The organism is Nonomuraea aridisoli, assembly GCF_003236395.1.
GTDB lineage: Bacteria > Actinomycetota > Actinomycetes > Streptosporangiales > Streptosporangiaceae > Nonomuraea > Nonomuraea aridisoli.
In genome coordinates, this window is the sequence record NZ_POUD01000001.1 from 104,439 (window position 1) to 130,379 (window position 25,941).

General features: G+C 70.9%; 30 protein-coding genes. 18 read left to right on the top strand and 12 right to left on the bottom strand.

The window, feature by feature from the left end; genetic code table 11:
- The first annotated feature begins 42 nt into the window (after nt 1-42).
- The 3 genes from C1J01_RS00480 to C1J01_RS00490 all read left to right on the top strand — a co-directional run bounded on the left by C1J01_RS00480 (nt 43) and on the right by C1J01_RS00490 (nt 3,915).
- A complete protein-coding gene (locus C1J01_RS00480) occupies nt 43-1,569 on the top strand; it encodes a sensor histidine kinase (RefSeq protein ID WP_146615422.1) in 1,527 nt (508 codons plus the stop codon).
- A gap of 15 nt (nt 1,570-1,584) precedes the next feature.
- The gene (locus tag C1J01_RS00485; RefSeq protein WP_111175035.1) at nt 1,585-2,262 is read left to right on the top strand and encodes a response regulator; all 678 of its coding nucleotides are present in this window, start codon (nt 1,585-1,587) and stop codon (nt 2,260-2,262) included.
- Nucleotides 2,263-2,451: 189 nt separating this feature from the next.
- Nucleotides 2,452-3,915, top strand: a complete 1,464-nt coding sequence (locus C1J01_RS00490) for an aldehyde dehydrogenase family protein (RefSeq protein WP_235854147.1) — start codon at nt 2,452-2,454, stop codon at nt 3,913-3,915.
- Nucleotides 3,916-3,973: 58 nt separating this feature from the next.
- Here the strand turns inward: C1J01_RS00490 and ligM are convergent, their stop codons facing one another.
- From ligM to C1J01_RS00505, 3 genes are read right to left on the bottom strand one after another with little or no spacing between them, the layout of a single operon-like run.
- On the bottom strand, nt 3,974-5,377 hold the full coding sequence (gene ligM, locus C1J01_RS00495; protein ID WP_111175037.1) for a vanillate/3-O-methylgallate O-demethylase: 1,404 nt from the start codon (nt 5,375-5,377) through the stop codon (nt 3,974-3,976).
- Nucleotides 5,378-5,401: 24 nt separating this feature from the next.
- Complete coding sequence (locus C1J01_RS00500) at nt 5,402-6,097, bottom strand: 4-carboxy-4-hydroxy-2-oxoadipate aldolase/oxaloacetate decarboxylase (RefSeq protein ID WP_111175038.1); 696 nt, start codon at nt 6,095-6,097, stop codon at nt 5,402-5,404.
- The gene (locus tag C1J01_RS00505) at nt 6,094-6,816 is read right to left on the bottom strand and encodes a PIG-L deacetylase family protein (protein ID WP_111175039.1); all 723 of its coding nucleotides are present in this window, start codon (nt 6,814-6,816) and stop codon (nt 6,094-6,096) included. The genes C1J01_RS00500 and C1J01_RS00505 overlap by 4 nt, the downstream gene beginning before the upstream one ends.
- Before the next feature lie 213 nt (nt 6,817-7,029).
- Between C1J01_RS00505 and C1J01_RS00510 the strand changes: the two genes are divergently transcribed.
- Genes C1J01_RS00510 through C1J01_RS00530 form a run of 5 tightly spaced genes read left to right on the top strand, consistent with a single transcriptional unit; the run spans nt 7,030 to nt 10,115 of the window.
- The gene (locus C1J01_RS00510; protein ID WP_220039650.1) at nt 7,030-7,920 is read left to right on the top strand and encodes a methylenetetrahydrofolate reductase; all 891 of its coding nucleotides are present in this window, start codon (nt 7,030-7,032) and stop codon (nt 7,918-7,920) included.
- A gap of 10 nt (nt 7,921-7,930) precedes the next feature.
- On the top strand, nt 7,931-8,275 hold the full coding sequence (locus tag C1J01_RS00515; protein WP_111175040.1) for a protocatechuate 3,4-dioxygenase: 345 nt from the start codon (nt 7,931-7,933) through the stop codon (nt 8,273-8,275).
- Nucleotides 8,268-9,119: a class III extradiol dioxygenase subunit beta gene (locus C1J01_RS00520; protein ID WP_111175041.1), complete on the top strand. Its 852-nt coding sequence runs from the start codon at nt 8,268-8,270 to the stop codon at nt 9,117-9,119. The genes C1J01_RS00515 and C1J01_RS00520 overlap by 8 nt, the downstream gene beginning before the upstream one ends.
- Nucleotides 9,116-9,823 carry an alpha/beta fold hydrolase gene (locus C1J01_RS00525; protein WP_111175042.1) on the top strand — a complete coding sequence of 236 codons (708 nt, stop codon included), beginning with the start codon at nt 9,116-9,118 and terminating at the stop codon, nt 9,821-9,823. Before C1J01_RS00520 ends, C1J01_RS00525 begins: the two co-directional genes overlap by 4 nt.
- Nucleotides 9,824-9,836: 13 nt before the next feature.
- A complete protein-coding gene (locus tag C1J01_RS00530) occupies nt 9,837-10,115 on the top strand; it encodes a muconolactone Delta-isomerase family protein (protein WP_111175043.1) in 279 nt (92 codons plus the stop codon).
- Between the two features lie 5 nt (nt 10,116-10,120).
- On the opposite strand, the gene C1J01_RS00535 is transcribed toward C1J01_RS00530, so the two are convergent.
- The gene (locus C1J01_RS00535; protein WP_146615423.1) at nt 10,121-10,567 is read right to left on the bottom strand and encodes a hypothetical protein; all 447 of its coding nucleotides are present in this window, start codon (nt 10,565-10,567) and stop codon (nt 10,121-10,123) included.
- A gap of 196 nt (nt 10,568-10,763) precedes the next feature.
- The gene (locus C1J01_RS53405; RefSeq protein ID WP_328589579.1) at nt 10,764-12,221 is read right to left on the bottom strand and encodes a cellulase family glycosylhydrolase; all 1,458 of its coding nucleotides are present in this window, start codon (nt 12,219-12,221) and stop codon (nt 10,764-10,766) included.
- A 149-nt stretch (nt 12,222-12,370) separates the two neighbouring features.
- Between C1J01_RS53405 and C1J01_RS00545 the strand changes: the two genes are divergently transcribed.
- The 4 genes from C1J01_RS00545 to C1J01_RS00560 all read left to right on the top strand — a co-directional run bounded on the left by C1J01_RS00545 (nt 12,371) and on the right by C1J01_RS00560 (nt 15,575).
- Complete coding sequence (locus tag C1J01_RS00545) at nt 12,371-12,685, top strand: SCO4225 family membrane protein (protein WP_111175045.1); 315 nt, start codon at nt 12,371-12,373, stop codon at nt 12,683-12,685.
- A gap of 47 nt (nt 12,686-12,732) precedes the next feature.
- Nucleotides 12,733-13,890 carry a sensor histidine kinase gene (locus C1J01_RS00550; protein ID WP_111175046.1) on the top strand — a complete coding sequence of 386 codons (1,158 nt, stop codon included), beginning with the start codon at nt 12,733-12,735 and terminating at the stop codon, nt 13,888-13,890.
- On the top strand, nt 13,887-14,492 hold the full coding sequence (locus C1J01_RS00555; RefSeq protein ID WP_111175047.1) for a response regulator transcription factor: 606 nt from the start codon (nt 13,887-13,889) through the stop codon (nt 14,490-14,492). Before C1J01_RS00550 ends, C1J01_RS00555 begins: the two co-directional genes overlap by 4 nt.
- Nucleotides 14,493-14,582: 90 nt before the next feature.
- Complete coding sequence (locus C1J01_RS00560) at nt 14,583-15,575, top strand: CPBP family intramembrane glutamic endopeptidase (RefSeq protein ID WP_111175048.1); 993 nt, start codon at nt 14,583-14,585, stop codon at nt 15,573-15,575.
- Nucleotides 15,576-15,620: 45 nt separating this feature from the next.
- Here C1J01_RS00560 and C1J01_RS00565 read toward each other — a convergent pair whose 3' ends face one another.
- Entirely contained in the window at nt 15,621-16,106 is a 486-nt protein-coding gene (locus tag C1J01_RS00565) for a hypothetical protein (RefSeq protein WP_111175049.1), read from the bottom strand.
- A 232-nt stretch (nt 16,107-16,338) separates the two neighbouring features.
- Here C1J01_RS00565 and C1J01_RS00570 point away from each other — a divergent pair, with 232 nt between their 5' ends.
- A complete protein-coding gene (locus C1J01_RS00570; RefSeq protein WP_181448499.1) occupies nt 16,339-16,698 on the top strand; it encodes a nuclear transport factor 2 family protein in 360 nt (119 codons plus the stop codon).
- Nucleotides 16,699-16,709: 11 nt separating this feature from the next.
- On the opposite strand, the gene C1J01_RS00575 is transcribed toward C1J01_RS00570, so the two are convergent.
- Both C1J01_RS00575 and C1J01_RS00585 read right to left on the bottom strand, forming a co-directional pair.
- A complete protein-coding gene (locus C1J01_RS00575) occupies nt 16,710-17,078 on the bottom strand; it encodes an Mth938-like domain-containing protein (protein ID WP_111175051.1) in 369 nt (122 codons plus the stop codon).
- A gap of 444 nt (nt 17,079-17,522) precedes the next feature.
- The gene (locus tag C1J01_RS00585) at nt 17,523-18,455 is read right to left on the bottom strand and encodes a helix-turn-helix transcriptional regulator (RefSeq protein WP_111175053.1); all 933 of its coding nucleotides are present in this window, start codon (nt 18,453-18,455) and stop codon (nt 17,523-17,525) included.
- Between the two features lie 396 nt (nt 18,456-18,851).
- Between C1J01_RS00585 and C1J01_RS00590 the strand changes: the two genes are divergently transcribed.
- Complete coding sequence (locus C1J01_RS00590; protein ID WP_111175054.1) at nt 18,852-19,874, top strand: zinc-dependent alcohol dehydrogenase family protein; 1,023 nt, start codon at nt 18,852-18,854, stop codon at nt 19,872-19,874.
- A 36-nt stretch (nt 19,875-19,910) separates the two neighbouring features.
- Nucleotides 19,911-20,327, top strand: coding sequence for a 2Fe-2S iron-sulfur cluster-binding protein (locus C1J01_RS53410; protein ID WP_111175055.1), 417 nt, complete (start codon nt 19,911-19,913; stop codon nt 20,325-20,327).
- Here the strand turns inward: C1J01_RS53410 and C1J01_RS00600 are convergent, their stop codons facing one another.
- Genes C1J01_RS00600 through C1J01_RS00615 form a run of 4 tightly spaced genes read right to left on the bottom strand, consistent with a single transcriptional unit; the run spans nt 20,328 to nt 23,689 of the window.
- Nucleotides 20,328-21,362: a DUF2891 domain-containing protein gene (locus C1J01_RS00600; RefSeq protein ID WP_220039651.1), complete on the bottom strand. Its 1,035-nt coding sequence runs from the start codon at nt 21,360-21,362 to the stop codon at nt 20,328-20,330.
- The gene (gene pcp, locus C1J01_RS00605; RefSeq protein WP_111175056.1) at nt 21,346-21,990 is read right to left on the bottom strand and encodes a pyroglutamyl-peptidase I; all 645 of its coding nucleotides are present in this window, start codon (nt 21,988-21,990) and stop codon (nt 21,346-21,348) included. The genes C1J01_RS00600 and pcp overlap by 17 nt, the downstream gene beginning before the upstream one ends.
- Nucleotides 21,991-22,025: 35 nt before the next feature.
- On the bottom strand, nt 22,026-22,994 hold the full coding sequence (locus C1J01_RS00610) for a DUF979 domain-containing protein (protein WP_111175057.1): 969 nt from the start codon (nt 22,992-22,994) through the stop codon (nt 22,026-22,028).
- Nucleotides 22,991-23,689 (bottom strand): DUF969 domain-containing protein, encoded by a 699-nt coding sequence (locus tag C1J01_RS00615; protein ID WP_111175058.1) that lies wholly within the window; start codon nt 23,687-23,689, stop codon nt 22,991-22,993. Before C1J01_RS00615 ends, C1J01_RS00610 begins: the two co-directional genes overlap by 4 nt.
- 210 nt (nt 23,690-23,899) lie before the next feature.
- Between C1J01_RS00615 and C1J01_RS00620 the strand changes: the two genes are divergently transcribed.
- Genes C1J01_RS00620 through C1J01_RS00630 form a run of 3 tightly spaced genes read left to right on the top strand, consistent with a single transcriptional unit; the run spans nt 23,900 to nt 25,868 of the window.
- Nucleotides 23,900-24,700 (top strand): LamB/YcsF family protein, encoded by an 801-nt coding sequence (locus C1J01_RS00620; RefSeq protein WP_111175059.1) that lies wholly within the window; start codon nt 23,900-23,902, stop codon nt 24,698-24,700.
- 5 nt (nt 24,701-24,705) lie between these two features.
- Complete coding sequence (gene pxpB / locus C1J01_RS00625; RefSeq protein WP_181448501.1) at nt 24,706-25,314, top strand: 5-oxoprolinase subunit PxpB; 609 nt, start codon at nt 24,706-24,708, stop codon at nt 25,312-25,314.
- Nucleotides 25,315-25,358: 44 nt separating this feature from the next.
- On the top strand, nt 25,359-25,868 hold the full coding sequence (locus C1J01_RS00630) for a 5-oxoprolinase subunit C family protein (protein ID WP_235854148.1): 510 nt from the start codon (nt 25,359-25,361) through the stop codon (nt 25,866-25,868).
- Nucleotides 25,869-25,941 lie beyond the last annotated feature (73 nt).

Genomic DNA, 25,941 nt, shown 5'->3' on the forward strand with positions numbered 1-25,941 from the left:
AGAGGAGTTGGCTCACAGGGGGGCCGGGGCGATGATGAGGGTGTGCCTCACGCCTTAGACCCGCCTGTCCATGCCGGCCACCACACGATGCGGGCGCTCGTGGAGGTGTCGGGTGACGGCCTGGCCCTGCTGGACGTGGAAGGCCGCTTCGTCATGGTCAACGAGGCGGCCACGCAGGTGCTCGGCCTGCCCGCCGCGGAGCTGATCGGGCGGAGCGCCCCCTTCGTCACCACCCCGGAGCGGAACGGGCCGTCCGCGCGCCATACCGACGCGTGGACGGCTCCGGACGGACGCCGGTGCGACCTCGAATACCGCATCTCGCCCGTGGGCGACGAGGGATACGCGGTGTGGTTCAGCGACGTGACCGAGGCCCGCCGCCAGCAGCAGCGGCTGGCCGCCATCACCCGGGCGGCATCGCGGGTGGCCGGCTCCTGCTCCCTGCGCGCGACCCTCGACGCGGTGGCCCACGAGATCGTGCTGACGGTCAACATCGCGGCCGTCCAGATCCTGGCCGTGGACGATCCCGCCGACGACCTGCGGGTGCTGGGGATGGCGGGCTTCGGGGAGGCCCCCGACTTCATCCAACGCCTGGGGGCCTGCCGCCGGCGCGGCGCGCGCGTGCTCTTCATGGAGGCGATCAGGACCAGGAAGCCGGTGGTGGTCCGGCACCGCAAGGCCGTCATCATGGCGGATCCGCGCTGGGCGCCGCTGCACGAGATCATGGATCGCCCGGACTGGGACGACTTCGTGTCGCTGCCGCTGATCGTGCGGGACCGCATCGTCGGTGTGATCAACACCTACTACGTGCCCGGCGAGGACCCCTGCTCCGGTTCGCTGGCCTTCCTGGAGGCCATGGCCGATCACGCCGCCGTCGCCATCGACACCGCCTTCCTGCTGTCCCAGACCCGCTCCCAGGCCCAGGAGCAGGAACGCCGGCGACTCGCCCGCGAGCTGCACGACTCCGCGGTCCAGCAGCTGTTCTCCATGCGCATGCAGGCCAAGGCGCTGCGTGCCGAGCTCGACCACGCCAGCGCCGGCCCCGCCACCGTCTGCAACGCCGCGGAGGAGATCGCGCAGCTCTCCGAGAGCGCGCTGGCCGATCTGCGCAGGCTCGTGTTCGAACTGCGCCCCTTGGACCTCGGCGCGCAGTCGCTGATCGACGCCGTCCGCACGCACGCGGCGAGTGTCGAGACGCGCACCGGCATGGCCGTGCGCGTGCGGGTCCCGTCCGGCCTCGAGCCGGACGCCGGCATCGATCTCCAGGAGGACGTCTACCGCATCGTCCAGGAAGCGCTGCACAACGTGGTGAAGCATGCCCGGGCGACCTCGGTGGACATCCGCTTCGCCAGGGCCGGGGAGGGCGGCCTGGTCGTCGACATCTCCGACGACGGATGCGGGCTCGGCGCGGCTCCCGGCGCGGCTCCCGGCCCGGCGGCGACGCCACCACGCGACAGGCTCGGGCTCGTGTCGATGCGCGAACGTGCCGAACGGTGGGGCGGGCGGCTGGCCGCCGGTCCTCGGCAGAGCGGCGGCTGGACCGTCACGGTCACGCTGCCGGTGACGAGATAGGGCGGCGGAGAACGCATGAACGACGGCACGTCCAGGCCAGAGGTCATCCGCGTCATGGTGGTCGACGACCACGCGATCGTCCGGCGCGGTCTCCTGGCCTACATCGCCACAATTCCGACATTTCATATGATCGGGGAGGCTGCCAGCGGAGAGCAGGCCATCGCCCTGCTGAACGAGTGGCGCACCCTCGGCCAACCGCTGCCCCACGTCGTTCTGATGGATCTGCAGATGCCCGGCATGGGCGGGATCGCGGCCACCGAAGTGATCACCAGGACGCATCCGGACGTCAAGGTCGTGGTGCTGACCAGCTTCGGAGAGGTCGAGCGGGTGCACAGCGCGCTCGCCGCCGACGCGTCGGGCTATCTCCTCAAGGACGCCGACCCCGACGAGGTGGCCATGGCCGTTCGCGCGGCAGTGACCGGAGGGATGCACCTCAACCCGACCATCGCCCGCCGGCTCACCCGGCGGATGACGGCGCCGCCCGCCGGCCTCACCTCGCTGACGGCCCGCGAGCGGGAGATCCTCGTCCTGATCGCCGAGGGGAAGTCCAACCGCGACATCGCCGGCCGGCTGACCATCAGCGAGCGCACGGCCCGTACGCATGTCAGCAACGTGCTCGCCAAGCTCCAGTTGTCCTCCCGGACCCAGGCCGCGCTGCTGGCCATCCGCGAAGGGCTCGTCCCGCCGAGCTGACCTCCGTACGTCATTTGTCGCGGTCGACCGTGCGGAATCGACACGTCCAGGTCGTCATTAGCGCGAGGACGCGCCCCGGAGAGCGCTATAGCGTCCAGGCAACACGCCTGCCCGAGTCCGCCGGCGTCGACTCCCCCATCGCGACAGAAGGGAGGGAGCGGCCTGGAGACCCTCCGCGCCGCGATCTCGATGACCGCTGACCCCATGTCCGCCGGCGACCTGGTGACGGGCCTCGTCATCGACGGCGAGACCGTCACCACGGCGGAGAGCATCCCGATTCACGATCCCAGCCGCCCGGACACCGTCGTGGGCCGGACGGCGGCGGCCACTCCCGCCGACTGCGAACGCGCCGTCGAAGCCGCGCAGCGCGCCTTCACCGGCTGGGCCGCCAGATCCGCGGCCGAGCGCGCCGACCTGGTGCTCGCGGCCTTCGAGCCGCTCGCCAAATCGGCCGCCGCCCGAGCCGAGATCCTCACCAGGGAGAACGGCAAGTGTCTGCAGGAGTCACAGATCGACCTGGCGGTCTTCGAGGGACGCTCCCGCGCGGCCGCCGCGCTGGCGGCGGGCTTCCCACCGCTGACGACGCTCGCGGCGCCGCCCTTCGCCACGCGGATCCACCGGGTGCCCGCCGGCGTGGTCACCATCATCGTGCCGTTCAACTGGCCGCTGGCCATCCTCGGGGCGAGCCTGCCGTACGCGCTGATCGCCGGCAACACGACCGTGGTGAAGCCGCCGCCCACCGCGCCGCTCGCGCTGGTGGAGACCTTACGCGTGATGGCGGAGGCGCTGCCGCCAGGGGTGCTGAACGTCATCACCGGCGCCAACGACGCCGTCCAGCCGCTCCTGACCGATCCCCGTGTGCAGCACGTCGTGTTCACCGGCAGCACCGCCGGGGGCCGCGCCGTCATGGCGCTGGCCGCCCGGTCGCTGGCCAGGATCACGCTGGAGCTCGGCGGCAACGACCCGGCGCTGCTGCTCGACGACGTCCGGCTGGACGAGGACACGGTCGGGGCCCTCGCCGGGGCCGCCTTCATGACCACCGGCCAGGTGTGCATGGCGGTCAAACGTGTCTACGTGCCCCGCTCCCGCTACGCGGAGCTGGTCGAGGCCATGGGCACCGCACTGGACGGCCACCGCGTGGGCGACGGCCTCGACCCCGAGACCACGATGGGCCCGCTGAACACGGCACGGCAACGCGATGTCGTCCAGCAGATGCTGGAGGAGGCGCGGGCGAAGGGCGCGCAGGTGCGCGAGTACGGCGGCGTGGACGAGGACGCCGTGGCCGGCGGCGGCCACTACCTGCGCCCGGCGCTGGTCCTCGATCCGGCCGAGGACCTGCGGGTGGTCACCGAGGAGCAGTTCGGCCCGGCCCTGCCGATCCTGCCCTACGACGACCTCGACGCCCTCGTGGAGCGGCTGAACACCGAATGGTCGGGGTTGTGCTCCTCGGTCTGGTCGCCCGACCTCGACCGTGCCGACGCCGTCGCCACGCGGTTGCGCACCGGGACGACGTGGATCAACCAGGCCAACGCGTCCGCGTGCGACGACCGGGCTCCGTTCGGCGGCTTCCGGCAGAGCGGTGTGGGCCGGGAGATGGGACCGGAAGGGTTGCTGGAGTTCACCGAGTCGCACGTGGTGACCGCTCCCGCGTGATCCCCCTTCCCCGCCGTGCCCCTGCCGAGGGCACGGCGGGGAAGGTCTCAGACGGGTCTCAGACGGTGGCGGCGGTGCGCCAGCCCGGCCGGTAGCTCTCCCTGGCCATCACCGAATAGGGCGCGGGGCTCACGATGGCGCGCACGGCGAGCTGCTCGTGCGGCTGCACGGTCGGCTTGCGGGTGCCGCCGTCCGGCTCGCCCCAGATGACGCGGACCTCGGCGCCGAGCGGGACGTCCGGATCGACGGTGGCGAGGGACAGGGCTCTGCGCTCGTTCGCGCTGTAGCCGGTGAACATCGACAGGCCGACGAGGTCGCCGTCGGCGTCGGTCACCGAGTCGTAGTTGGACGACCCGTAGTTGGCGTTGGGCAGGTCGAAGAACTGGTAGCCGGGGCCGTCCAGGTCGACGGGGGCGGCCAGCAGCCGGGCCACGTCCTCGGCGTTCCAGGCCAGGGTGACCTTGCGCCGCTGCGTCTCCGTGACGACGGCCGCCAGCGCGTCGCGCCCGATGAAGTCGTGGTCGAACTTGACGAACGAGCCGTAGCCCAGGTCCCACGGGTTGACGTAATAGTCCTCGATCCTGTCGGAGACGAAGCTGCCGGCCAGGGCGTTGGTCGCCTCGTAGCTGTCGGCGCCGAGCCATTCACGGTACGGCCGCAGCTCCTCGCCGGTGTAGACGGCGGGCAGCGGCGACGGGATCCAGCCGGATTCGAGGGTGTTGCAGGCGTAGGCCCGCGCTCCGCACGGTTCGAGCCCGAACTCGCGGCCCGCCTCCAGGATGGCGTCCCGTACCTTGTCGTAGGTCTCGTACGGCCCCCACAGCTCCAGGCCCGGCGCGCCGGCCATGCCGTGGCGCAGGGTGCGGACCCGCTCGCCGGCGACGTTCATGTGGGCCATGCGGAAGAACCGCAGCTGCTCCACGGGGCCGCCGTTGACCTTCTCGATGATCTCCCACGCACGCGGCCCCTGGATCTGGAACCGCCACAGGTCGCGGGTCACCGCCTTGCCGTAGGGCCGCGACGGTGAGCGCGGGTCCAGCCGGAGCTCGACGTCGTACCCCTGGCCGGCCCGGAACGTGAGCCAGTTGGCGACCGGGGCGCGTCCGACGAAGACGAACTGCTCGGCCGCCTCCCGGAAGAGGATCCCGTCGCCGATGACGCCGCCCTCGGGGGAGACGGGGACGAACTGCTTGGCGGAGTCCACCGGGAAATTGGCGACGCTGTTGACGCCGGTGTCGGAGATCAGCCGCAGGGCGTCCGGGCCCGAGACGAACAGGTTCACCATGTGGTGCGACTGGTCGTACAGCACCGCGGTCTCGCGCCAGGCGATCACCTCCCGGCGGAAGTTGCTGAACTCGTACGGGACGACCGGATAGATGTAGGCCCCGAGCTGGGAGTTCCGCAGCAGCTCCACCGTGTCGCCCGCCTGGTCGAGGAGTTCTTGGAGGTTCTTCGCGCTCATGTTCCGCCCGTTCTCGTATGGCGATTACTTGGCTTGGTCGGGGGCGCTCACGTACTCCACGCCGAGTTCGGCGAGTTTGGCGCGCAGGCCGTAACGGTCGAGCCCGAGCTCGCCGTCGCGGAACGCCTCCCGCGACGCCGACTCCTTGTCGACGCGGGCCTGCGCGGCCTCGAGGGCGGAGGCGACCTCCGGGCGGGGCACCACCATGACGCCGTCGTCGTCGGCCAGGATCGCGTCACCGGCCCGGATCAGTTGCCCGCCGACGACGATCGGCACGTTGACCGAGCCGGCCGTCGCCTTGACCGTGCCCTGCGCGCTGACGGCGGCCGACCACACGGGGAAGCCCATGGCCCCCAGCTCGGCGACGTCGCGCACGCCGGTCGAGGTGACGAGCCCGCGCACCCCGCGCACCTGAAGGGCGGTGGCGAACAACTCGCCGAACAACCCGTCACCGCACGGGGAGGTGGTGGTGACGACGAGGACGTCGCCGGGCCGGCATTGCTCGACCGCGGCGTGGATCATCAGATTGTCGCCGGGCCAGCACAGGACCGTGACGGCGGTGCCGCCGACGCGTGCCCCCAGGTGGACGGGCCGCAGCCCCGGACCGAGGTACCCGGTGCGCCCGAGGGCCTCGTGAACGGTGGCGACGCCGTATTCGGCCAGCTTGGTGACGTGGTCGAGGTCGGCGCGCGGCGGGTCGGTGACGATGACGTTCCTCATGACAGGGTGTCCGTGACCTGCGGGTACAACCGCATGTAGGCCTCTCCCATGGTGGTGTGCGGCAGGCCGAGGTTCGGGCCGGCGTTCCGCTTGAGCTGCACGCCGCGACGCCTGGCCAGGTCGGTGTAGTAGTCCCACATGTGCTGCTGGGCCGGCAGGCACTCCATCGCCTTGCGCTTGGCGCCGAACACGGGGGTGATGTCCAGCAGCACGTCCGGTTTGAAGTCGCACTGCTCGGGCTGGTGCGGCTCGAAGAAGAAGACCGGGGGCGCCCCGAGCGGCTCGCCGGGCGCGTCGTAACCGGCCGCCTGCGCCAGCACCCGCGCCAGCAGCGCCATCCGGGCCGCCGCGGGATGGTCCTGGTTGTACGGGTCCGCCAGCGGGTGGGTCAGCACCACGGAGGGGTCGACCTCGCGATAGACGCGCACGATCCGGTCCACCAGCGCCGGGCTCTCCAGCAGCGGATAGTCCCCCGCGTCGAGGAACTCGATCTCCGCTCCCAGCACTCCGGCCGCGGCGGCCGCCTCCGTACGCCTGAGCTGCTTGATCTCCTCCAGCGTCCCGCCCTCGCGCCAGGCCTTCGCCGACTCGCCCCGCTCGCCGAACGTCAGGCAGAGCACCTTGGCCCGGTCGCCGCGTGAGGTCGCCAGCGCGATCGCCCCCGCCGCCCGCCACACGAAGTCTCCCGCGTGGGCACTGATCACCAGTAACGAACCCATCCGGCCTCTCCCTCGGTGTCCCTTTTAGGACGGTAGGAGCCGCGGCCGTTCCAGGGGCAGGTCCCGAAGTCCGGTCCGGCCTACGTCATTCGGCCCAGGGATCTTGACCGTTCTGTCGTGACGGGAGCCGCGGTCGTCTCGGTCATTTGTCGCATTCGGCCCTGCCTCAATGCCCGACGAAACTCCCGGGCCCCTTTGCTCTACTGAGGCACTGTGAGATGCGAAAGCTCGCAGGCCGCGGATCCGCCGGCTCGCCGGCTCGCCGATCTGCTGCACAGGATCGGCTACGAGGTGGTGCCGGTCAGGAACGCCGAGCGGGAGGTGCTGGAGCACGTGCCGGCCACCGTCCCGCTGACCGTCACCGTCACCGAGGCGAGGGGCATCGACACGACGCTGGAGCTCACCGAACGCCTGACGCGGCACGGCTACGCCGTCGCCCCGCACCTGCCCGCGCGCCAGTTCATCGACAAGGAGCACGTCGCCGACGTCGTGGCGCGGCTGCGCGAGGCACGAGTGCGGTCGGTGTTCGTGATCGGCGGTGACGCGCCGAGGCCGGCCGGGGCGTTCGCGGACGCGTACGCGCTGCTGCGCGCCATGGAGGAGGCCCACCACCCGTTCGAGGAGATCGGCGTCGCCGGCTATCCCGAGGGACACCCGGCCATCTCGCGGGAGGCCCTCGATCTGTCGCTGAAGCAGAAGGCGCCGATGGCGACCCACGTCATCACCCAGATCTGCTTCGACGCCGGCACGACGGCGAACTGGGCCGCCGGCCTCGCCCGCGCGGGCGTCGACCTGCCGATCCACGTCGGAATGCCGGGCCCGGTCAACCGGCAGAAGCTGATGCGCATCTCGGCGAACATCGGGCTGGGCCCGTCGGCGCGGTTCCTGCGCAAGCAGCGGAGCCTGCTGTGGCGCTTCCTGCTTCCGGGAGGTCACGACCCGACGAAGCTGGCCCGGCGGCTGGGCGCCGCGGCGTCGAAGACCGGCGGCAACCTCCGCGGCCTGCACATCTTCACGTTCGGCGAGCTGAGGCAGACCGAGCTCTGGCGGCGGCGCCTGCTGAGCTCCATCGACCCTGAACGAGCGGGACCGTCTTTCCAGTGAGGGGATCACCATGACCAAGGCCCGGGACGACTACCTGCTCGACCTGGAGGCGAGCAGGCGAGGCTACGCGATCAACCGGCTCTGCGGATCGTTGAAGGACCCGGAGAACCGGCGCCGGTTCAGCGCGGACGAGGCCGCGTACTGCGACGCCCACGGCCTGTCGCCGGAGCAGAAGAAGGCGATCCTGGAGCGCGACTGGACCGCGATGCTCGACCTGGGCGGATCCATCTTCTACACGTTCAAGCTGGCGGTGCTGGACGGCCGGTCGATGCAGGATCTCGGCGGCGTGTTCACCGGGATGTCGTCCGAGGAGTTCACCGCGGCCATGCGGTCGGGAGGACGGAGATTTGGCTGAGATCATCTGGGGTCTGGCGACCTCTCACGTGCCGTCCATCGGCGCCGCCATGGACCACCACAAGACCGACGATCCCTATTGGAAGCCGCTGTTCGACGGGTACTCCCCGGCGCGCGCCTGGATGGCCGCGCACCCGCCCGACGTCGCGGTGATCGTGTACAACGACCACGCGAACGCGGTCGACCTGGACCTGGTGCCCACGTTCGGGATCGGCACCGCCGAGTCCTACGACGTGGCCGACGAGGGTTGGGGCCCCCGGCCGGTGCCGCCGGTGGCAGGGGCGCCCGAGCTGAGCGCCCACCTCGTGGGCGAACTCGTGGACGAGGGGTTCGACCTCGCCACCTTCCACCGGCTCGACGTCGACCACGGCCTGACCGTGCCGCTTTCGGTGTACTGCCCCGACCCCGGCGACGCCTGGCCGTGCGCGGTGGTGCCGGTCCTGGTCAACGTCATCCAGTACCCGCAGCCGACGGCCGCCCGCTGCTACGCGCTGGGCAAGGCGATCGGACGGGCGATCCGGTCGTACCCGCGGGAGCTGAAGGTCGCGGTCTTCGGTACGGGCGGCATGTCGCACCAGCTCGCCGGCGCGCGGGCCGGGCTCATCAACCCCGAGTTCGACCGCATGTTCCTCCAGGCGATCGAGTCCGAGCCGGAGAAGCTGGCCGCGCTCTCGCGTGACGACTACATCCGCGAGGCCGGCACCGAGGGCATCGAGCTGATCATGTGGCTCGTCATGCGCGGCGCGATGAGCGACAGGATCGCGCGCGTCCACGACACCTACCACGTGCCCGCGTCCAACACGGCCGCGGCGCTCGCACTGTTCGAGGACCTGGGAGAGGCATGAGCACGTTCGTCCTGGTACACGGCGCCTGGCACGGCGGCTGGGCATGGCGGCGGGTGATCCCGTCGCTGCTCCGAGCCGGCCACGAGGTCCACGCGCCGACCCTGACCGGCGTCAGCGACCGCGCCCACCTCCTCAACCCGTCGGTCGGGCTGTCCACCCATGTCCAGGACGTGGTGGCGCTGATCGAGGCGCACGACCTGCGCGATGTCGTGCTGGTGGGGCACAGCTACGCCGGGCAGGTGGTGACCGGCGTCGCCGACCGCGTCCCGGAACGGCTGGCCAGGCGCGTCCACCTGGACGCTTTCGTGGGCGGTGACGGGGACGCCGCGATCGACCTGCTCCCGGAGACGGTGGCCGGGCACTACCGGGAATCGGTCGCCGGCCCCGGTTTCGGCTGGCTCATCCCCGTGCGCTCGTTGTCCGTGCTCGGCGTGACGGAGGAGGCGGACCTGGAGTGGCTGCGGCCGCGCCTGACGCCGCACCCGTGGCTCACGTACACCGAGCCGCTGCGGCTCGGCGGCGGCCGCGACCAGGTGCCCGCCGCGTTCGTCGAGTGCACCGACTGGATGCGGGTGTTCCAGCCTCATGCCGAGCGGGCGGCGGCGCTCGGCTGGCCGGTGCACCACCTCGCGACCGGCCACGAGGCCATGGTCACCGCGCCCAAGGAACTCGCCGAGCTGCTGCTCGCGATCAACGCGTCTTGAGAGGGGAAGCCCGATGGAGTTCCTGGTACGCACGGAGAACCTCATGCCGCCCGACACGCCGGACGACACCCGTGAGCGCCTGCGCGCGGCCGAACGCGAGCGCGCCATGCAGCTCCGCGAAGCGGGCATCCTCAAACGGCTGTGGCGGGTCCCCGGCCGCAACGCCACCATCGGTCTCTACGAGGCCGACGACCCCGCCGCGTTGCACGACGCGCTGACCTCGCTGCCGATGTGGAAATGGATGGACGTGTCCGTCGAGGCCCTGGCCACCCACCCGCAGGAGCGGAAGTAACGCCCTCACGCGGACCGGGCATGGCCCGGTCCGCGGGCGTCGCCGCTCGCGACCGGCTGCCGAGCGGTCTCGCGGGAGCGGCGCCGGAACAGCAGCGGCCGTGCCATCAGCACCGCGCCCAGCACGAAGAGGATGACGACGGTGACCCACTCCCGGGAGCCGCCCGCGCCGTAGACATGATCCGGCCGCCCGGTGTCGAAGGCGTACACCGTGCGCCCGGCCGTGAGCGAGTCCTGCTCGGAGTCGTAGAGGGTGAGCCCCTTGCGGACCACCTTGCCGTCGTCGGAGCGGAAGTCGCCCAGCCAGGTGCACAGGTGCTTGCCGGGGTGGTGCTCGAAGCAGTCCGCGCGTACGGCGGTGAACGTGCCCTGCGTGCCGGCGCCGCGTGCCGCCGCCAGCGCGGGGCCCGCCTGCCAGACACCGAGCAGCACGAGCAGCAGGCCCCCTGCCATGATCACTGCGTCGAAGAGCGTTATCCGGCGCACCAACTACCGCCTCCCGTCGCCGCCAGAACCTCGATGCAACGCAGCCCCCGCCGCATCCTTTCGCACCTTTTCGGTACGGACCCTCCCGATTAGTCCACCGTGGAGCGTACCTCCCGCCGCGACACGACCGTCGGGCGAGGTCCCTCGGGCACCACACCCGCCGTCAGAAGTCGTCGGCGGTGCGGATCCGGTCGCGGACCCAGACGCCGGCCTCCTTGAGCCTGTCCGTCCCCGTGAACGAGCCGTTCGGGCAGGTCCCGGGGGTGAAGACGGCGCCCGTGCGGAAGTCGTCGGAGAAGTTCCAGTTCACCCAGCTGATCTTCTTCTGCGCCAGCAGGTCGAGGTACTGCTGCGACCTGGCGAAATCGTTGGCCCCGTCACCGGACGCGCTCTGGGTGCCGAACTCGGTCACGAAGATCGGCAGCCGGTCGGCGGCCCGGGACAACGTGTTCAGGTACGCGGAGCCGTGCGAGGCCGCGTAGAAGTGGAACGTGTACATGATGTTGGCCGCGTCGACCGGGTTGTCGACGATCTCGGTCTCGTCGCCGCCGCCGGAGACGCCGAGTGACGACCACGCGCGGGTGCCGACCAGGATCGGGGCGTCGGGGTCGTGCTGCCGGATCACCGGGATGAGCTGGTGGGCGTAGTCGCGGATGACTGACCAGGTGACGGCGTCGCCGTTCGGCTCGTTGGCGATCTCGTACAGGACGTTCCTCTTGCCGTTGTGCCGCTGGGCGATCTCGGTGAAGAACGTCCTGGCCCGGCCGAGGTTGTACATCGGGTCACCGTGGGTGAGCATGTGCCAGTCCACGATCGCGTACATCCCGCGGGCGGTGGCCATCTCGATCAGGGAGTGCACGCGGTCGGTGAACAACCGGGGATCGGTCTCGTAGCCGCCCTCCTGGATGTACATCGAGATGCGCAGGACGTCGGCCTTCCAGTCGTTCGCCAGCGCGTCGAGCGAGGCGTTGTTGAGGCACTGGCCGTACCACTGGATGCCGTGGCTGCTCATGCCGCGCAACTGGATCTGCTTGCCGTGCTCGTTGCAGAGCTTGATGCCGCACACCCGTAACTGCCCGTTGGCCTGGACCGGAGTGCCCCCGCCGCTCACCGGAGCCCCGTAGACCTCCATCTCCCACAACGAGTAGCCGTACGGGGTGCCGCGCTGCGTGCCGTACACCCGCACGTACCGGCCGGTGCCGCTGACCGTGAGGTCGTCGGTCGCCCCGTCGCCCGCGGCGGTGGAGTGCACGTCGCTCCAGGTGGACCCGTCGGGCGAGATCTGCACCCGGTACGCCCTGGCGTAGGCGGCCTCCCAGGTCAGCCGCACCCGCGAGACGGTGTGCGGGGAGCCGAGGTCCACCCGGATCCACTGCGGGTCCACCCCCTCGGCGCTGGCCCACCGCGTGGACGTGCTGCCGTCCACCGCCTTGCCCGGCTCCAGGCCGGCGGCCTCGACCGAGGAGGCCGTCACGGTCCTGCCCTGTGACACCAGCGGGTCGGCCGCCGCCGTACGCGCTCCGGCCGCGCTCGCGCCGGACGGCATCACCAGCGGCACCACCAGCGGCACCACCAGCGCGGCCACGACCGCGAAGATCCTCGCACCTGCGTTTCGCCTCACGAACGGCTCCGATTCTTCGGGGGACGCACGGCCATCGTCATCGGTTAGGAAGGTTTCCTGACTTGCGGCGCAGCGTAAATTGACAACGACCCTTACACAAGACCCAAAGAGCCCGAAGGATCTGCCATCACCACCAAGGAAGTGACCGCATGAGGCGTTACAGGAACGGCCGAGGCGCGGCGGCTCTCGCCGGCGTGTACGCCGGGCTGGTGGTGCTTCTCGGGGCCGTGTCGTCAGTGATCCTGCTGACCGTGCCGGACCCGATCCTCCTGTCCGGCGTCGCTCTGATGATCGTCACCTTCCCCCTGGGACCGCTCGTCTGGTGGGGATGGGATGCGGTCCCGTCCCAGCCGGCGGACCCCGTACTGCTCATCGTGGTGCTCACCGCCGCGGGCCTGCTGCAGGCGTACCTGATCTGGCGCTTCTCACGCGGCCCAGCGATCCCCGAGGGCGGGGCCGGCTGAACCGTCCCCGGCTGGATGCCCAGGTCATCGATGGCAGACTGACGTTCATGGGGGATGGGTCGGCGGTCGTCGCACGTCGGTTCGAGACCTTCGTGCGCTGGTCCACCTACGGCACCGTCTCGACGCCGATCGTCACCCTCCTCGCCGGAGCGATGAGCGCCGACCGGCTCATCAGGACGCACCTCGTCGTCTTCTGCGTGGCCGTGGTGCTCGCGCTCGCCCTGGTCATCGGCAACATCCTGGTCAGCCGGTGGAGCTTCGACGTCCTCGGCGGCCGCGCCCGGCGGCTCGCGGCCGGCGGGGTGATCGCCTGGGGCGTCGCCCTCGTCGGGCTCGTCGTCACGGCCCTCATGATGCCGATCCCCGCGATGAGCGTGACGGCCGCGACGGCGATCGGCTCGGTCGCCGCGTGCTTCGTGCCCGCCCTCGACGCGCGGCGGACGTTTCACCTCAACGCGGCGATCCTGATCGTGGCCGTCCCGCTCGTGGCCGTCGCGGACACCCTCCTGCTCGTCGTCGGGGCGGCCGTGATCAGCGTCTTCCTGTGGGCCTGCTGGTCGAGCGCGTGGACGCTGCGGGTCCTGCGCGAGTTGCAGCGAGCGCACGAGGATCGCGCCGCCCTCACGCTCGCGAACGAACGCCTGCGCATCTCCCGCGACCTCCACGACGTGTTCGGCCGCACCCTGGCGACGATCGCGGTCAAGAGCGAACTCGCCTTCGAGCTCGTCCGCCGCGGCAACGGCGAACGGGCGGCCGACGAGATCACCGCCGTGCGGCGGCTCGCCCAGGAGGCGGGCGGCGAGGTCCGTCGCGTCGTGCGCGGCGAGCTCCGCGCGACGTGGGAGGGCGAGCTGTCCGGCGCGCGTTCGCTGCTCGACTCCGCCGGCATCCGCTGCACCGTGACCGGTGACCCCGTGCCCGAGGAGTCCGCCGAGGCGCTCGCGTGGGTCGTCCGCGAGGGCGTCACGAACGTGCTGCGCCACTCGGCGGCCACGCAGGTCACGCTCACGACGACGAACGAGGACGGGCGGGTGCTCCTCACGATCGCCAACGACGGGGCCGACCCCGTCGGGCGTCCCGGCGGCGGCACGGGACTGCGTGCGATGTCCGAGAGAATGCGAGCACTCGGAGGACGCCTCGCGACCCGCCGCGACGGAGACCGGTTCGTGCTGGAGGCCACGCTCCCCCACGGAGAACGCGCATGATCCGCATCCTCGTCGCCGACGACGAGCATCTCATCCGTGACGCCATCGCCGGGCTGCTCGACCTCCAGGACGACTTCGAGGTCGTCGGGCAGGCGGCGTCCGGCGATGAGGCGATCGCGACGGCCCTGCGGTTCCGTCCCGACGTGGCCCTGCTCGACCTGCAGATGCCCGCGCCCGACGGCATCGAGGTGGCCCGGCGGCTCGCCACCGAGCTGCCGGCCTGCCGCAGCGTCATCGTGACGTCGCACGGCCGTCCCGGCTATCTGAAATCGGCGCTCGCCGCGGGGGTGCGCGGCTTCGTGCCGAAGACCGTCTCCTCCCGCACCCTCGCCCACGTCGTACGGAAGGTCGCAGACGGCGGCCGGTACGTCGACCCCGAGCTCGCGGCCGAGGCGATCAGCGCGGGCGACTCTCCGCTCACTCCGCGCGAGACCGACGTTCTCGCCCTCGCGCGCGACGGCGCGCCCCTCGACGAGATCGCGCAACGTATCTCGCTCTCCCGCGGCACCGTGCGGAACCACCTCACCGCCGCCATCGCGAAGCTCGGCGCCGCGAACCGGCACGAGGCCGCGCGCATCGCCGCCGAGCACGGCTGGATATGACAAATGTCATGGTCAGGCCGGACGGATCGGCGGACGAACTCGTGAACGAGGGCACTGCTGTCGCGCCGGATCCCGGACGATCGTGGAGACATGCACTCCGACTCCCCGGCGTTCGACCCGGGACCTCTTCCGCCCGCGCCGATCGTCTCCCGCGACACGCCCCACCGCGGTCCGCGGCCGATCCCGCCGGGCGTTCCCTACCACCGCGTGCTGGCCGGTGAGAAACGCCGTGTCGGACGCGGCATCCTGGCGCTCGTGCTGCTGCTCGTCGGGCTGTTCGGCATCGGCGGTGTCGTCAGCGTCCTCGGCTCCGCCGTCGACCAGGCGCTGGGCCGGGTCAATCCGATCGCGGGCGGTACGGAGTTCACGCCGATCTACCATGCCGCGAACCTCGTCTCGATCGCCCTGCTGATCCCCTGGAGCATGGTCGTCCAGCGCTGGCTGTACGGGGTGAAGGGGGCGTCGCTGCATTCCGTGTCGTCGGCGTTCCGGCCCGACGTGCTCGGTCGTGCGGTGCTGACGGTCGTGCCGATCTGGGCGGTCTACATGACCGTCTTCTTCCTTCTGTCGCCGTACACGGAAGGATCGTGGCGTTTCTCCGACCTGGTCGCCGTGTTCGTCATCACGCTGCTGCTGACGCCCCTGCAGTCGGCGGGCGAGGAGTACGGCTACCGTGGCCTGGCCTTCCGGGTGGCCGCGAGCTGGGGCCGCGGGCCCCGGACGGCGCTGGTCCTCGGCCTGGCCGTGTCGAGCATCCTGTTCGCGGCCATCCACATGTCCACGGACCCGTGGCTGAACGTCTACTACCTCACCCTCGGCGTCACCTTCGGCCTGATCACGTGGCGGACGGGCGGTCTGGAGACGTCGACGGTCATCCACGCGGCCAACAACACGCTCGTGTACCTCCTGATGCTCGTCACGCACGCCGATCCCCTCGCGGACGCCGACCGCTCGGCGGGGGCCGGGTCCATCGTGATGCTCCTCCCCTGCGTCCTGCTCGCCGCGATCACCGCCGTCTTCTGGGCGCGTACGCGCCGGACCGGCCCGCCCCGTACACCGGGGCATGAACGGATGACCGGCTGAGTCACCGTCCGCGTGACGCCGGCCGGCGTCCGCCCAGCCGCGCCGTCACCAGGAGCGGTTGGAGTAACGGCTCCAGTCGAAGTGACCCGAGCGGCCCTCGCCGATGCGGAACTTGTAGCCGTCGAACCCGCCGCGGGCGCTGTAGCTGAAGCGGAACTTGCCGTGCCCGCCCGTCACGAACCGGCGAGCCTGGTGCCAGCCGCGATCGTCGTGGTAGTAGAAGTCCACGTAGGTGCTCTCACGGTCGCGGTCACGGTCCCACACGTCGATGTCGAAGTAGTACCGGCCGTTCGCGAAGTAGTAGTAGCCCTTGTAGTACGAACGCTCACCACGCGACTCAGCCCGCCCGTAACCGGAGTAACCCTCGAACCAGTGCTTGGTGAACGACGCCTGCGACGCCGCACTCGCGGTGGCGGCGGTGCTCACGGTGGCGGTGCTCGCGGTGGCGGCCTGGGCGGGGGCGGCGGCCACACCGGCCAGCACAGCGCCGGCCAGAACCGTGCCGGCGAGAACGTTGCGGAGCTTCAACATGTGGATCAATCCCTGGATGTGAGGAGAGGGTGTTTCGGGTTTCACCGCCCGGGGCGATCGGGGTTGATCGCCTTCGGACGACCCTCAATCTAGGGACCCGCGACCTGGCGCTCTGCGTACAAACACACACATCAGCCCGAGCGTGCACAACGACACACAAACCAGCTCTCGTCGGACCGATGAATTTGCGCCCGGCCGCCGGTCACCAGGTTCAACCAGAAAGGACATGCCTATGACTTCCAGGCCCTCTGACATCGCCGTCGCCTTCATCGACGCCTTCGCCCGGCGGGACACGGCCGCGCTCGCCGGCTACGTCGCCGACGACATCGTCTTCGAGAGCCCGCAGGTGCGGCTCGCCGGAGCCGATGCCGTGGTGACGGCCGTCGGCGAGTTCGCGCAGGCCGTCACCGGCGTGAGCAACGTGTCGGTGGTCGGCGACGACGAGCGGGCAATGATCATGTACGACATGGAGACCGGGCCGTTCGGCGTCATCAGAGCCGTCGACAACATCGTGGTGCGGAACGGCAAGATCGTCTCCGACCTGCTGGTCTTCGACACCTACGAGGTGCGCAAGGCCACGAAGGGCGCCTGAGACGGGCCCGGTCAACAGGTGGAGTGGAACAGGCCTCCGACCGGGGTCGTCGCGGCGAGCGCGTTGTAGCGCCGGACGGCGGCGGTCGTCTCCTCCACGTAGACCTCGACGCCCTCTTCCCTCAGCAGATCCAGCGTTTCGGGGCAGGTCTCCAGGACCAGCCGCATACCACGGGACAAGATGATCACTTGGCTGCCGTGGTCGAGCAGTTCCCGCACGTCCGCGGGCTGGATGCCGGGCTGGTGCCTGGTGCCGCTCTCGTCCCAGTCCCAGGGACGCCCGCCTCCGGGGTAGAGCTTGAAGTCCTTGCCCTCACCAAGGCCCTCGACCACCATCCGGCCCCATGAGACGTGCGTGATCAGCGGGGATCGGCGCTCCATGACGCGAGACTACGTCGGCCACGCGTCGGATGCCCAGTAGGGGAGGCCGGGTGATGCCGAGCTTTCTGGCGCTGAAGGGAGAGAGCGTCATGGGCCTGAGCCAGCCCTGCCGAGTCAGGACGATCTGCGCCGGCAGTGGCGCGGCTGGATATGCCTCGACGCCGTGGGCCCAGTTGTTCAGCATGCCCTCGGTTCCGGCCGTGTCCGCCAGGACGACGGAGACGGGTTGCTGATCGTCGGCCCAGGTGTTCCAGTCCGCCCATCCGTCGAAGGGCCGTGGCAGGTGCCGGGTCACGCCCGTGCGTCAGCCATCCTTCTTCGTCCGCGGCGTGTACCACCTCGCGGGCGAGCAGTTCGATGTGACGGAGGTACTCCATCTCGCTGAGCTCGGCCGGCGGCATGAGGCCAGTCTGCACCTGGCGGCCGGCGGTGTGGTCCCCGCGGTCAACGAGGCCGTTCCTCCGGGACCTGGTGGGGTTGATCGTCCTGCGTGCGGTCGAGGGTGGCGGCCCAGCTGGCGAGCAGGCGCAGGGCGTCGTGGGCCGGGGTGTCGGGGGCGGCGGTGTAGACGGTCAGGTTCAGGCCGGGATCGGCGTTCAGGTCCATGGACTCGTAGTCGAGCACGAGGGCGCCGATGGCGGGGTGGTGGAAGGACTTGGTGCCGGTGCTGTGCAGGCGGACGTTGTGCTGCGCCCAGCGGGTGCGGAAGTCCGCGCTGCGGGTGGACAGTTCGCCGATCAGCTGGGTGAGGTCCTTGTTGTAGGGGTCGCGGCCGGCTTCGGTGCGCAGCAGGGCGACGGTGATGTCGGCGGCGACGTCCCACTCGGGGAAGAAGTCGGGCCCGGCCGGGTCGAGGAACTGGAAGCGCGCGATGTTGGGCGGTCGGCCAGGGGCCGCGCCCGGCTGCGGGTTCGGTCCGGGTGCCGGGTGCCGGCTCTGGAGGACCGGCCAGTACATGGCGCGGCCCAGGTGGTTGGCGGCCAGGATGTCCATGCGGCCGTTGCGGATGATGGCCGGGGCGTCCGTCATGGCGTCCAGCATGCGTTGCAGTCCGGGACGGACCTTCCGGACGAGGCGGCGGGTGCGGGGGCCGCTGCCGGCGGCGCGGGCCAGGTCGAACAGGTGGGCGCGTTCGGCTTCGTCGAGCTGGAGGGCTCCGGCGACGGCGTTCAGGACGTCCTCGGAGACGCCGGTGATGTGCCCCTTCTCGAGACGGGTGTACCAGTCGGTGCTCACGCCGGCCAGGACGGCGACCTCCTCGCGGCGCAGGCCGGGCACCCGACGACGCCCGCCCGGGGCCAGCCCGGCCTGTTCGGGGCTGATCCTGGCGCGCCGGCTGGCGAGGAAATCGCGGATCTCGTCTCGGTTGTCGTGCACCTTTTCACTGTATGAAGCCACCGGGAGGGAAGGGGGGTGGAGGTTGTCCCCCCGATAAACGCGACCTCCCGCTCGTTCGCCGGAGCGGGTTTGCTGGACGTCGCCGGACGCAGTGACGGCATGCGTCGCCGGCGGACGGGTATCGGCGGTGGCCGGCCCCCGCGGGGCAAGGCAACGCCCGGATATGGCCAACTTCCTCTCGGAGGGGGACCGCTTGCCCCGTTCTCGGAAAGCAGGGTGACGGAAGGAGGAGATGCCGATGGCGAACGACAAGCGGCCCGGTGCGCAGGCCGCTCCGCTGCTGGTGCGCCTGACCGATGACGTGCTGTTCGGCGAGGCGGCTGACGGCCCGCGCCGCCTCCGGCACCCGCCGCTGACATCTGAAGGAGGTTCACCATGCGTGGAGCAGTTCTGTACGCCCCGGGCGACGTCCGCGTCGAGGACCGCCCGGATCCGGCGATCATCGAGCCCACCGACGCGATCATCCGCGTGACGGCCGCCTGCATCTGCGGCTCCGACCTGTGGCCCTACCGGGGTGTGGAGAAGCTCGACGGGCCGGCCCCCATGGGGCACGAGTACGTCGGCATCGTCGAGGAGGTCGGCGACCAGGTCACCACGATCAGGCCGGGCCAGTTCGTGGTCGGCTCGTTCTGGGCCTCCGACAACACCTGCGAGATCTGCCGGGCGGGCTACCAGTGCGCGTGCGTCCAGCGCGTGCTGATGGGCACGATCGGCACCCAGGCCCAGCTGGCGCGGGTGCCGCTGGCCGACGGCACGCTCGTCGCCACCCCCGGCATGCCGGACGCGGACCTGGTCCCGAGCCTGCTGGCCGCCTCCGACGTGCTCGGCACCGGCTGGTTCGCCGCCGTCGCCGCCGCGGCGGGGCCGGGCAAGACCGTGGCCGTCGTCGGTGACGGCGCGGTCGGCCTGTGCGGGGTCATGGCCGCCAAGCAGCTCGGCGCCGAGCGGATCATCGCGATGAGCCGCCACGCGCCCCGGCAGGAGCTGGCCCGCCAGTTCGGCGCCACCGACATCGTCACCGAGCGCGGCGACGAAGGCGTGGCCAAGATCAAGGAGCTGACGAACGGGCTCGGCGCGCACAGCGTCGTCGAGGCGGTCGGCACCCAGGAGTCGATGATGCAGGCCATCCATGCCACCCGCCCCGGAGGGCACGTCGGCTTCGTCGGGGTCGCCCACGACGTCGCGTTGCCCGGCGACGAACTGTTCAACGCCGTCGTGCACGTGCACGGTGGCCCCGCGCCGGTACGCCAGTACCTGCCGCAGCTCATCGGCCTGATCTGCGACCGCACGATCGACCCCGGCAAGGTCTTCGACCTGACCCTGCCCCTGGAGGAGGCGGCCGAGGGATACCGGGCCATGGACGAACGCCGCGCCATCAAGGTCCTCCTCCAACCTTGACCCGCCGCCGACCGGCAGGACCCCGAAGGAGAGGCCATGTCCGACGAACTCGCCGACGAAGACCACCCCGACGGGCGAGCGCCGTCTGGGGCGTCCCGGCGGGATTTCCTGTCGGCGACCGCCGCCGGCGGCGTGGTGGCCGGTGTCCTGCCGTCCGCGACCGGCCCCGAGCGGGCCTGCGCGTCGACCGGCGGTCACAGCAGCGCGCTGTCGGTGACGGCGAACGGGCGGCACCACCAGGTGACGATCGACAACCGCACGTCGTTGCTGGATCTGCTGCGCGAGCGGCTCGCCCTGCCGGGCACCAAGAAGGGCTGCGATCAGGGCGCCTGCGGGGCGTGCACGGTGCTGGTGGACGGCCGCCGCGTCAACGCGTTCCTGACGCCGGCGGTGCGGTGCCAGGGGCACCTGCGTACACCCTGTCTGCCCTCAACCCACCCCAAGGCTCTGTGATCATGCCGAGTCGGCGGCGTCCAAGGCGAGTACGGCGAACGTGGCGAGCCAGTGGTCGCTGGTGAAGTCGCCGGCGACCACCTGGGGCAGAGCGGCCCTCAGTTGCGCTGAGGCCGCGGCGGTGAGCCGTGGACGGCGCCCGTCGTCGGACGGGAGCGCGGCGGCGATGGCCCACAGCGCCGCCGCCCGGCTGAGCGCGAGCCCGATCAGGTGCCCGATGTGGGGATCGTGACGATCGGACACGATCGGCGGCTCCAGCAGAGCCCGCGGCTCACCGTGTGCCAGCCCCGGCAGGAACGCCGACAACCACGCCGCGAACTCCTCGCCGGTCAGTACCCGCCGCATCAGATCCGCCTCGGTGAGGGCCGGCGAGACGAAGTCGTGCCCGGACGGCTCCCAGGCCGCCGGATAGTCGCGGTCTGTGCCGAACCAGCGCCGGGCGGTCCCCGTGACGACACCCACGAGCTCCGCGCACCCTGCCGACTCGGCCGAGTCCAGGATCAACCCCAGCGCGAACGCGCTGTTGGAATGAACGCCATGGCGCACGGGATAGGTGGCCTTGGCCAGCCACCCCTCGACGAGCTCGGCGACGGCCGTCACCGCCGGGCGCAGCGCGTCCGCCCATCGTGCCCCGTCACCGCCGGCCGATGCGCATTCGGCCGCCAGCGCGAGCAGCCAGGCCCAGCCGTAGGGCCGTTCGAACGTCGGGTTGGCCCGCAGGTAGCCGGCCTCGGTCGTCAGGTGCTCGGGCGTCAGATGCCGGTCCAGCACCTCCCGAACGGCGGCCGCGTCGATCTCCGCCGGGTTCCGCCGCAGCAGCCGTACCAGCAGCCAGTGCATGTGCACCGCGGAGTGCCAGTCGTAGGAGCCGTAGAAGGCCGGATGGAGGACGCGCGGCAGCACGGTGTCGTCCGGACCCCTGACGAGGTGCTGCGGAGCGTTCGGGAACTCCCGCGTCACGTTCTCCAGAGCGAGGGCGGCGATGCGGGGGGCGAGGTCGGCAACGGTCGGCAGTGGATCAGTGGAGGGAGCCACCGGTCTCCTTCAGATCTGCGGTCGTGGTGACCGCCGCGGACACGATCGCCGTCAGCGCCTCGGCGATCGACTTGACGGACATCGACGGCTGGTCGCCACCCGGGACCTGTTCGGGCAGGTACGGCACGTGCACGAAGCCGCCGCGCACCCCCGGCCGCCCGGACGCGATGAGATGCATCAGGCCGTAGAAGACGTGGTTGCAGAGGAACGTGCCCGCCGTGTGCGAGACGGACGCCGGCAGGCCGGCGTCGCGGACGGCGGCCACGCACGCCTTCACCGGGAGGGTGGAGAAGTACGCCGCCGGTCCGCCGACGACGACGGGCTCGTCGACGGGCTGGGCGCCCTTGTGGTCGGGGATGCGAGCGTCGTCGAGGTTGATGGCGACGCGTTCGACCGTGACGCCCGGCCTGCCGCCCGCCTGCCCGACACAGACGACGACCTCGGCGCCGGACTCCTCGACGGCCTCGCGCAGCCGTGCGATGGCGTCGTGGAAGACGACCGGCAGCATCGCCGTCGTCAGCGACACCCCTTCCGGCGGCGTGGCCGCGGCCAGTCGCACCGCCTCCCACGACGGATTGACACCGGAGCCGTCGAACGGCTCGAACCCGGTGAGCAGCACGTTGGTCATGGGTCTCCTCTCATACGAGCGTTTCGGGGTGGTGCTCAGAAGGCGAAGACCGCCATGATCACGATGTTGCAGGCGAGCAGCGGGATCGCCGTCGGGATCTGGGCCTTGATCGGCCCGTACTGGTCCTTGAGCTCCAGCAGGGTGGCCGGGACGATGTTGAAGTTGGCCGCCATGGGGGTGGTGAGGGTTCCGCAGAAGCCGGCGAGCATGCCGACGGCGAGCACCACGTGCGGGTCGCCGCCCGCACCCTGGATCAGCACCGGCCAGCCGATCGCCGCCGTCATGACGGGGAACGCGGCGAAGGCGTTGCCCATGACGAACGTGAACACCGCCATCCCGATGCAGTAGACCGCGACCGCGACGTACGTCTGACCGCTCGGCAACACGCTCTCGGTGATCCGGCCGACCTGCTCGCCGACGCCGGCCGTGGAGAACAGGCTGCCCAGGGTGGCCAGCATCTGCGGCAGCAGCATGGCCCAGCCCATCGCCTCCAGCAGCGAACGTCCCTCGTTGATCGGGGTGACGACGCGGCGTTCGCGAAGAATGATCATGCCGATGACGAGGGCCACGATGGCGCCGAAGCCGAGCCCGAGAATGGTCTCGCTTCCCTCTTCGAGGATCGGCTCGCCGCCGAGGGACTGCCCCTTGAGGACGGTCGCGCACAGCACCGCCACCACGGGGATGGTCAGGGCCGGGATGAAGAGCCGGTTGCCCAGCCGCCGGGCCGATGCGTCCCGTTCCGCGGGCGTCGTCGTGTTCCGTACGCCCTTGCCGGTCAGCTTGAAGCCACCGAGGACCGCCATCACGAGCACCGCGACGCCGAGCGGCTCGGGCGGGGCCTTGTCCTGGACGACCCAGGTCCCGTAGATGAAGCCGACGCCCAGCAGGCCCCAGAAGGCGGCCGTGCCGTACCGCTTGGGATTGGTGCGGTCCCGCAGCATCTGCACGGCCATGATCAGGAAGATCGCGCCGATCAGCCAGTAGAACCATTCGGACTTGATCACTGGGCCGTCTCCCTCTTGGCGATCGCCGCGTCCAGCTCACGCGCCAGCCAGCGGTCCAGGGAGACCATCCGGTACCCGTGGATGACGAAGGCGCAGATGGCGGTGGGAATGGCCCAGAGGGCGAGGCTCAGCGGCTCCAGGTGAGTGCCGTAGGTCGTGTTCACGAAGCCGGTGATGAGCAGAATCGAGCCGATCGCGATGAAGATGTCCTCACCGAAGAACACGCCGACCGTGTCGGCGCTGGCGGAGTACGACCTGACCTTCTCGCGGGCCCGTTCGGGCAGCGTCCCGTAGCGGCGTTCGGCCGCGCCCTCGGCCATCGGCGCGACCAAGGGGCGGACCGACTGCGCGGGGCCGCCGATGTTGGTCAACCCGAGCGCGGCGGTGACCTGCCGGATGAAGAGGTACAGCGTGAGGAAGCGCCCCGTGGTGAGGCCGGTGAGCTTGCCGATGAGGTTGCGGGCCTGCTGCTGGAGTCCGTAGCGCTCCAGGAGGCCGATCACCGGGAGCGTGATCACGAAGATGGTCACCGACCGGCTGGAGGCGAAGCCGTCACCGAACGCCGCGATCACCTCCAGCGGCGACAGCCCGCCGAGCAGACCCGTGACGATCCCGGCGACCGCCACGACCAGCAGCGGGTTCTGTTTCAGGGCGAAGCCGAGGATGACTACGGCCACGCCAAGGAGAACGATCATACGGACGCCCCTTTTGGCACTGGTGTGCCTGTCCGATATGGGTGGTGGGAGGTTCCCCGAGAGGTTAAAGTATTGTTCAACAACCTCACAAGGGGGCAATGTGCCAGTCGTGTAAAAAATCGGACGCGGCGTTCCATCCGGTACCAGATGTGGCGTCCTGCCCGTACCTCGCGAGACTTCCGGTCTCTTCACAACACTGGGAACGAGCACATGAACGAGCGATCGGACCGCCACCACCCGACCGACGCCGGGCCGGCCGTCATCGACCTCAACGCCGATCTCGGGGAGGGCTTCGGCCGGTGGACCCTGACCGACGACGAGGCCCTGCTCGACGTCGTGACGAGCGCCAACGTCGCCTGCGGCTTCCACGCCGGCGATCCTTCGATCATGAGGAGGGTCTGCTCCCTCGCGGCCGAACGCGGGGTACGCATCGGCGCGCAGGTCTCCTACCGCGACCTGGCCGGATTCGGGCGCCGGGCGATCGACATGGCGCCCGACGAACTCGCCGACGAGGTGACGTACCAGATCGGCGCACTCGAGGTGTTCGCCCGCGCGGCCGGCTCCCGGGTGACCTACGTCAAGCCGCACGGAGCCCTGTACAACCGCGTGGTCACCGACGAGGAACAGGCCGCGGCCGTCATCGAGGGCATCCGCCGGGCCGACGTGTCGCTGCCGGTCCTGGGCCTGACCGGTTCCGCGCTGCACCGCGCCGCCGAGGCCGCCGGGTCGCCGACGGTCAAGGAGGCGTTCGCCGACCGCGCCTACACGGCCGCCGGCACTCTGGTGTCGCGCCGGGAGCCTGGGGCCGTCCGCCACGACGAGGAGGAGGTCGTCGCACGTTCGGTACGGATGGCGCGTGAGCGTCTGGTGGTCGCGATCACCGGTGAGCTCGTACCGGTCGACGCCCGGTCGCTCTGCGTCCACGGTGACACGCCGTCCGCGGCCCGCCTGGCTCGCCGGATCCGTACGGCGCTGTCCGAGGCCGGCATCACGGTGGAGCCGTTCGCGTGAGGGTGATGAGGATGGGCCCGCGCGCCCTGCTGGTGGAGGTCGGCTCCGACCGCGAGGTGCAGGCCCTGCATGCCGAGGTGATCCGGCGGCGTGCCACCGGCGCGATGCCTCCCGTCCGTGAGGTCGTCCCGGCCGCCCGCACCGTCCTCCTCGACGGCCTCGACGACCCGGGCGCGCTCGCACGAGAGATCACCGGCTGGCACGTCCCCGACCAGGCCCCCGGCGACGGAGCCCTGGTCGAGGTGCCCACCCGATACGACGGAGCCGACCTCGCGGACGTCGCCGCACATTGGCGGATGTCGGCGGCCGAGGTGGTCCAGATCCACTCCTCCGTGGAGTTCCGGGTGGCCTTCTGCGGGTTCGCCCCCGGGTTCGGTTACCTGACCGGGCTGCCCGGACGCTACGACATGCCACGTCTGGCCACGCCGCGCTCGGCGGTGCCCGCGGGGTCGGTCGCACTGGCCGGACCGTACACGGGCGTCTACCCGCGCTCGTCGCCGGGCGGCTGGCGGCTCATCGGCCGCACCGACCTGGTGCTGTGGGATCCGGCCCGCGAGCCCGCCGCCCTGTTCACCCCGGGCACGCGGGTACGTTTCGTACCCCTGGCCCAATGACCGAGAACCCCAGGCACGCGGATACGCCTCGTGCCCGTCGACCGGTGATCGAGGTCGTCCGGGCGGGGGCGCTGACCACCGTTCAGGACCTCGGACGACACGGCCTCGCCCACCTCGGCGTACCGCGCTCCGGCGCGCTCGACGAACCGGCGCACCGGCTCGCCAACCGGCTCGTCGGCAACCTGGAGTCGGCCGCCACTCTGGAGACGACGCTCACCGGCACCGCCGTACGGCTGCACGCGGCGGCCACCGTCGCGGTGACGGGAGCCCCCGCGCCGGTACGGATCGACGGCCGCCCGGCCGCCTGGGGCGCCCCCGTCCATGTGCCCGCGGGCGCGGTTCTCGACGTGGGAACGGCCACCCACGGACTGCGCAGTTATGTCGCCTTCTCCGGCGGCATCGAGGTCTCCCCCGTTCTCGGCAGCCGCTCCACCGATCTGCTCTCCGGCCTCGGCCCGTCCCCCTTGTCCAACGGCGACCGGCTCCCACTCGGCCGGCGAAACGCGACTATAAGTGCTCCCCGCGCACGCGGGGATGGTCCGGGTCAGGCCTGAACTCGGCGCATTACGCGGTGTGCTCCCCGCGCACGCGGGGATGGTCCCGGGCCCCGCTGCGAGAGCGGCGTCC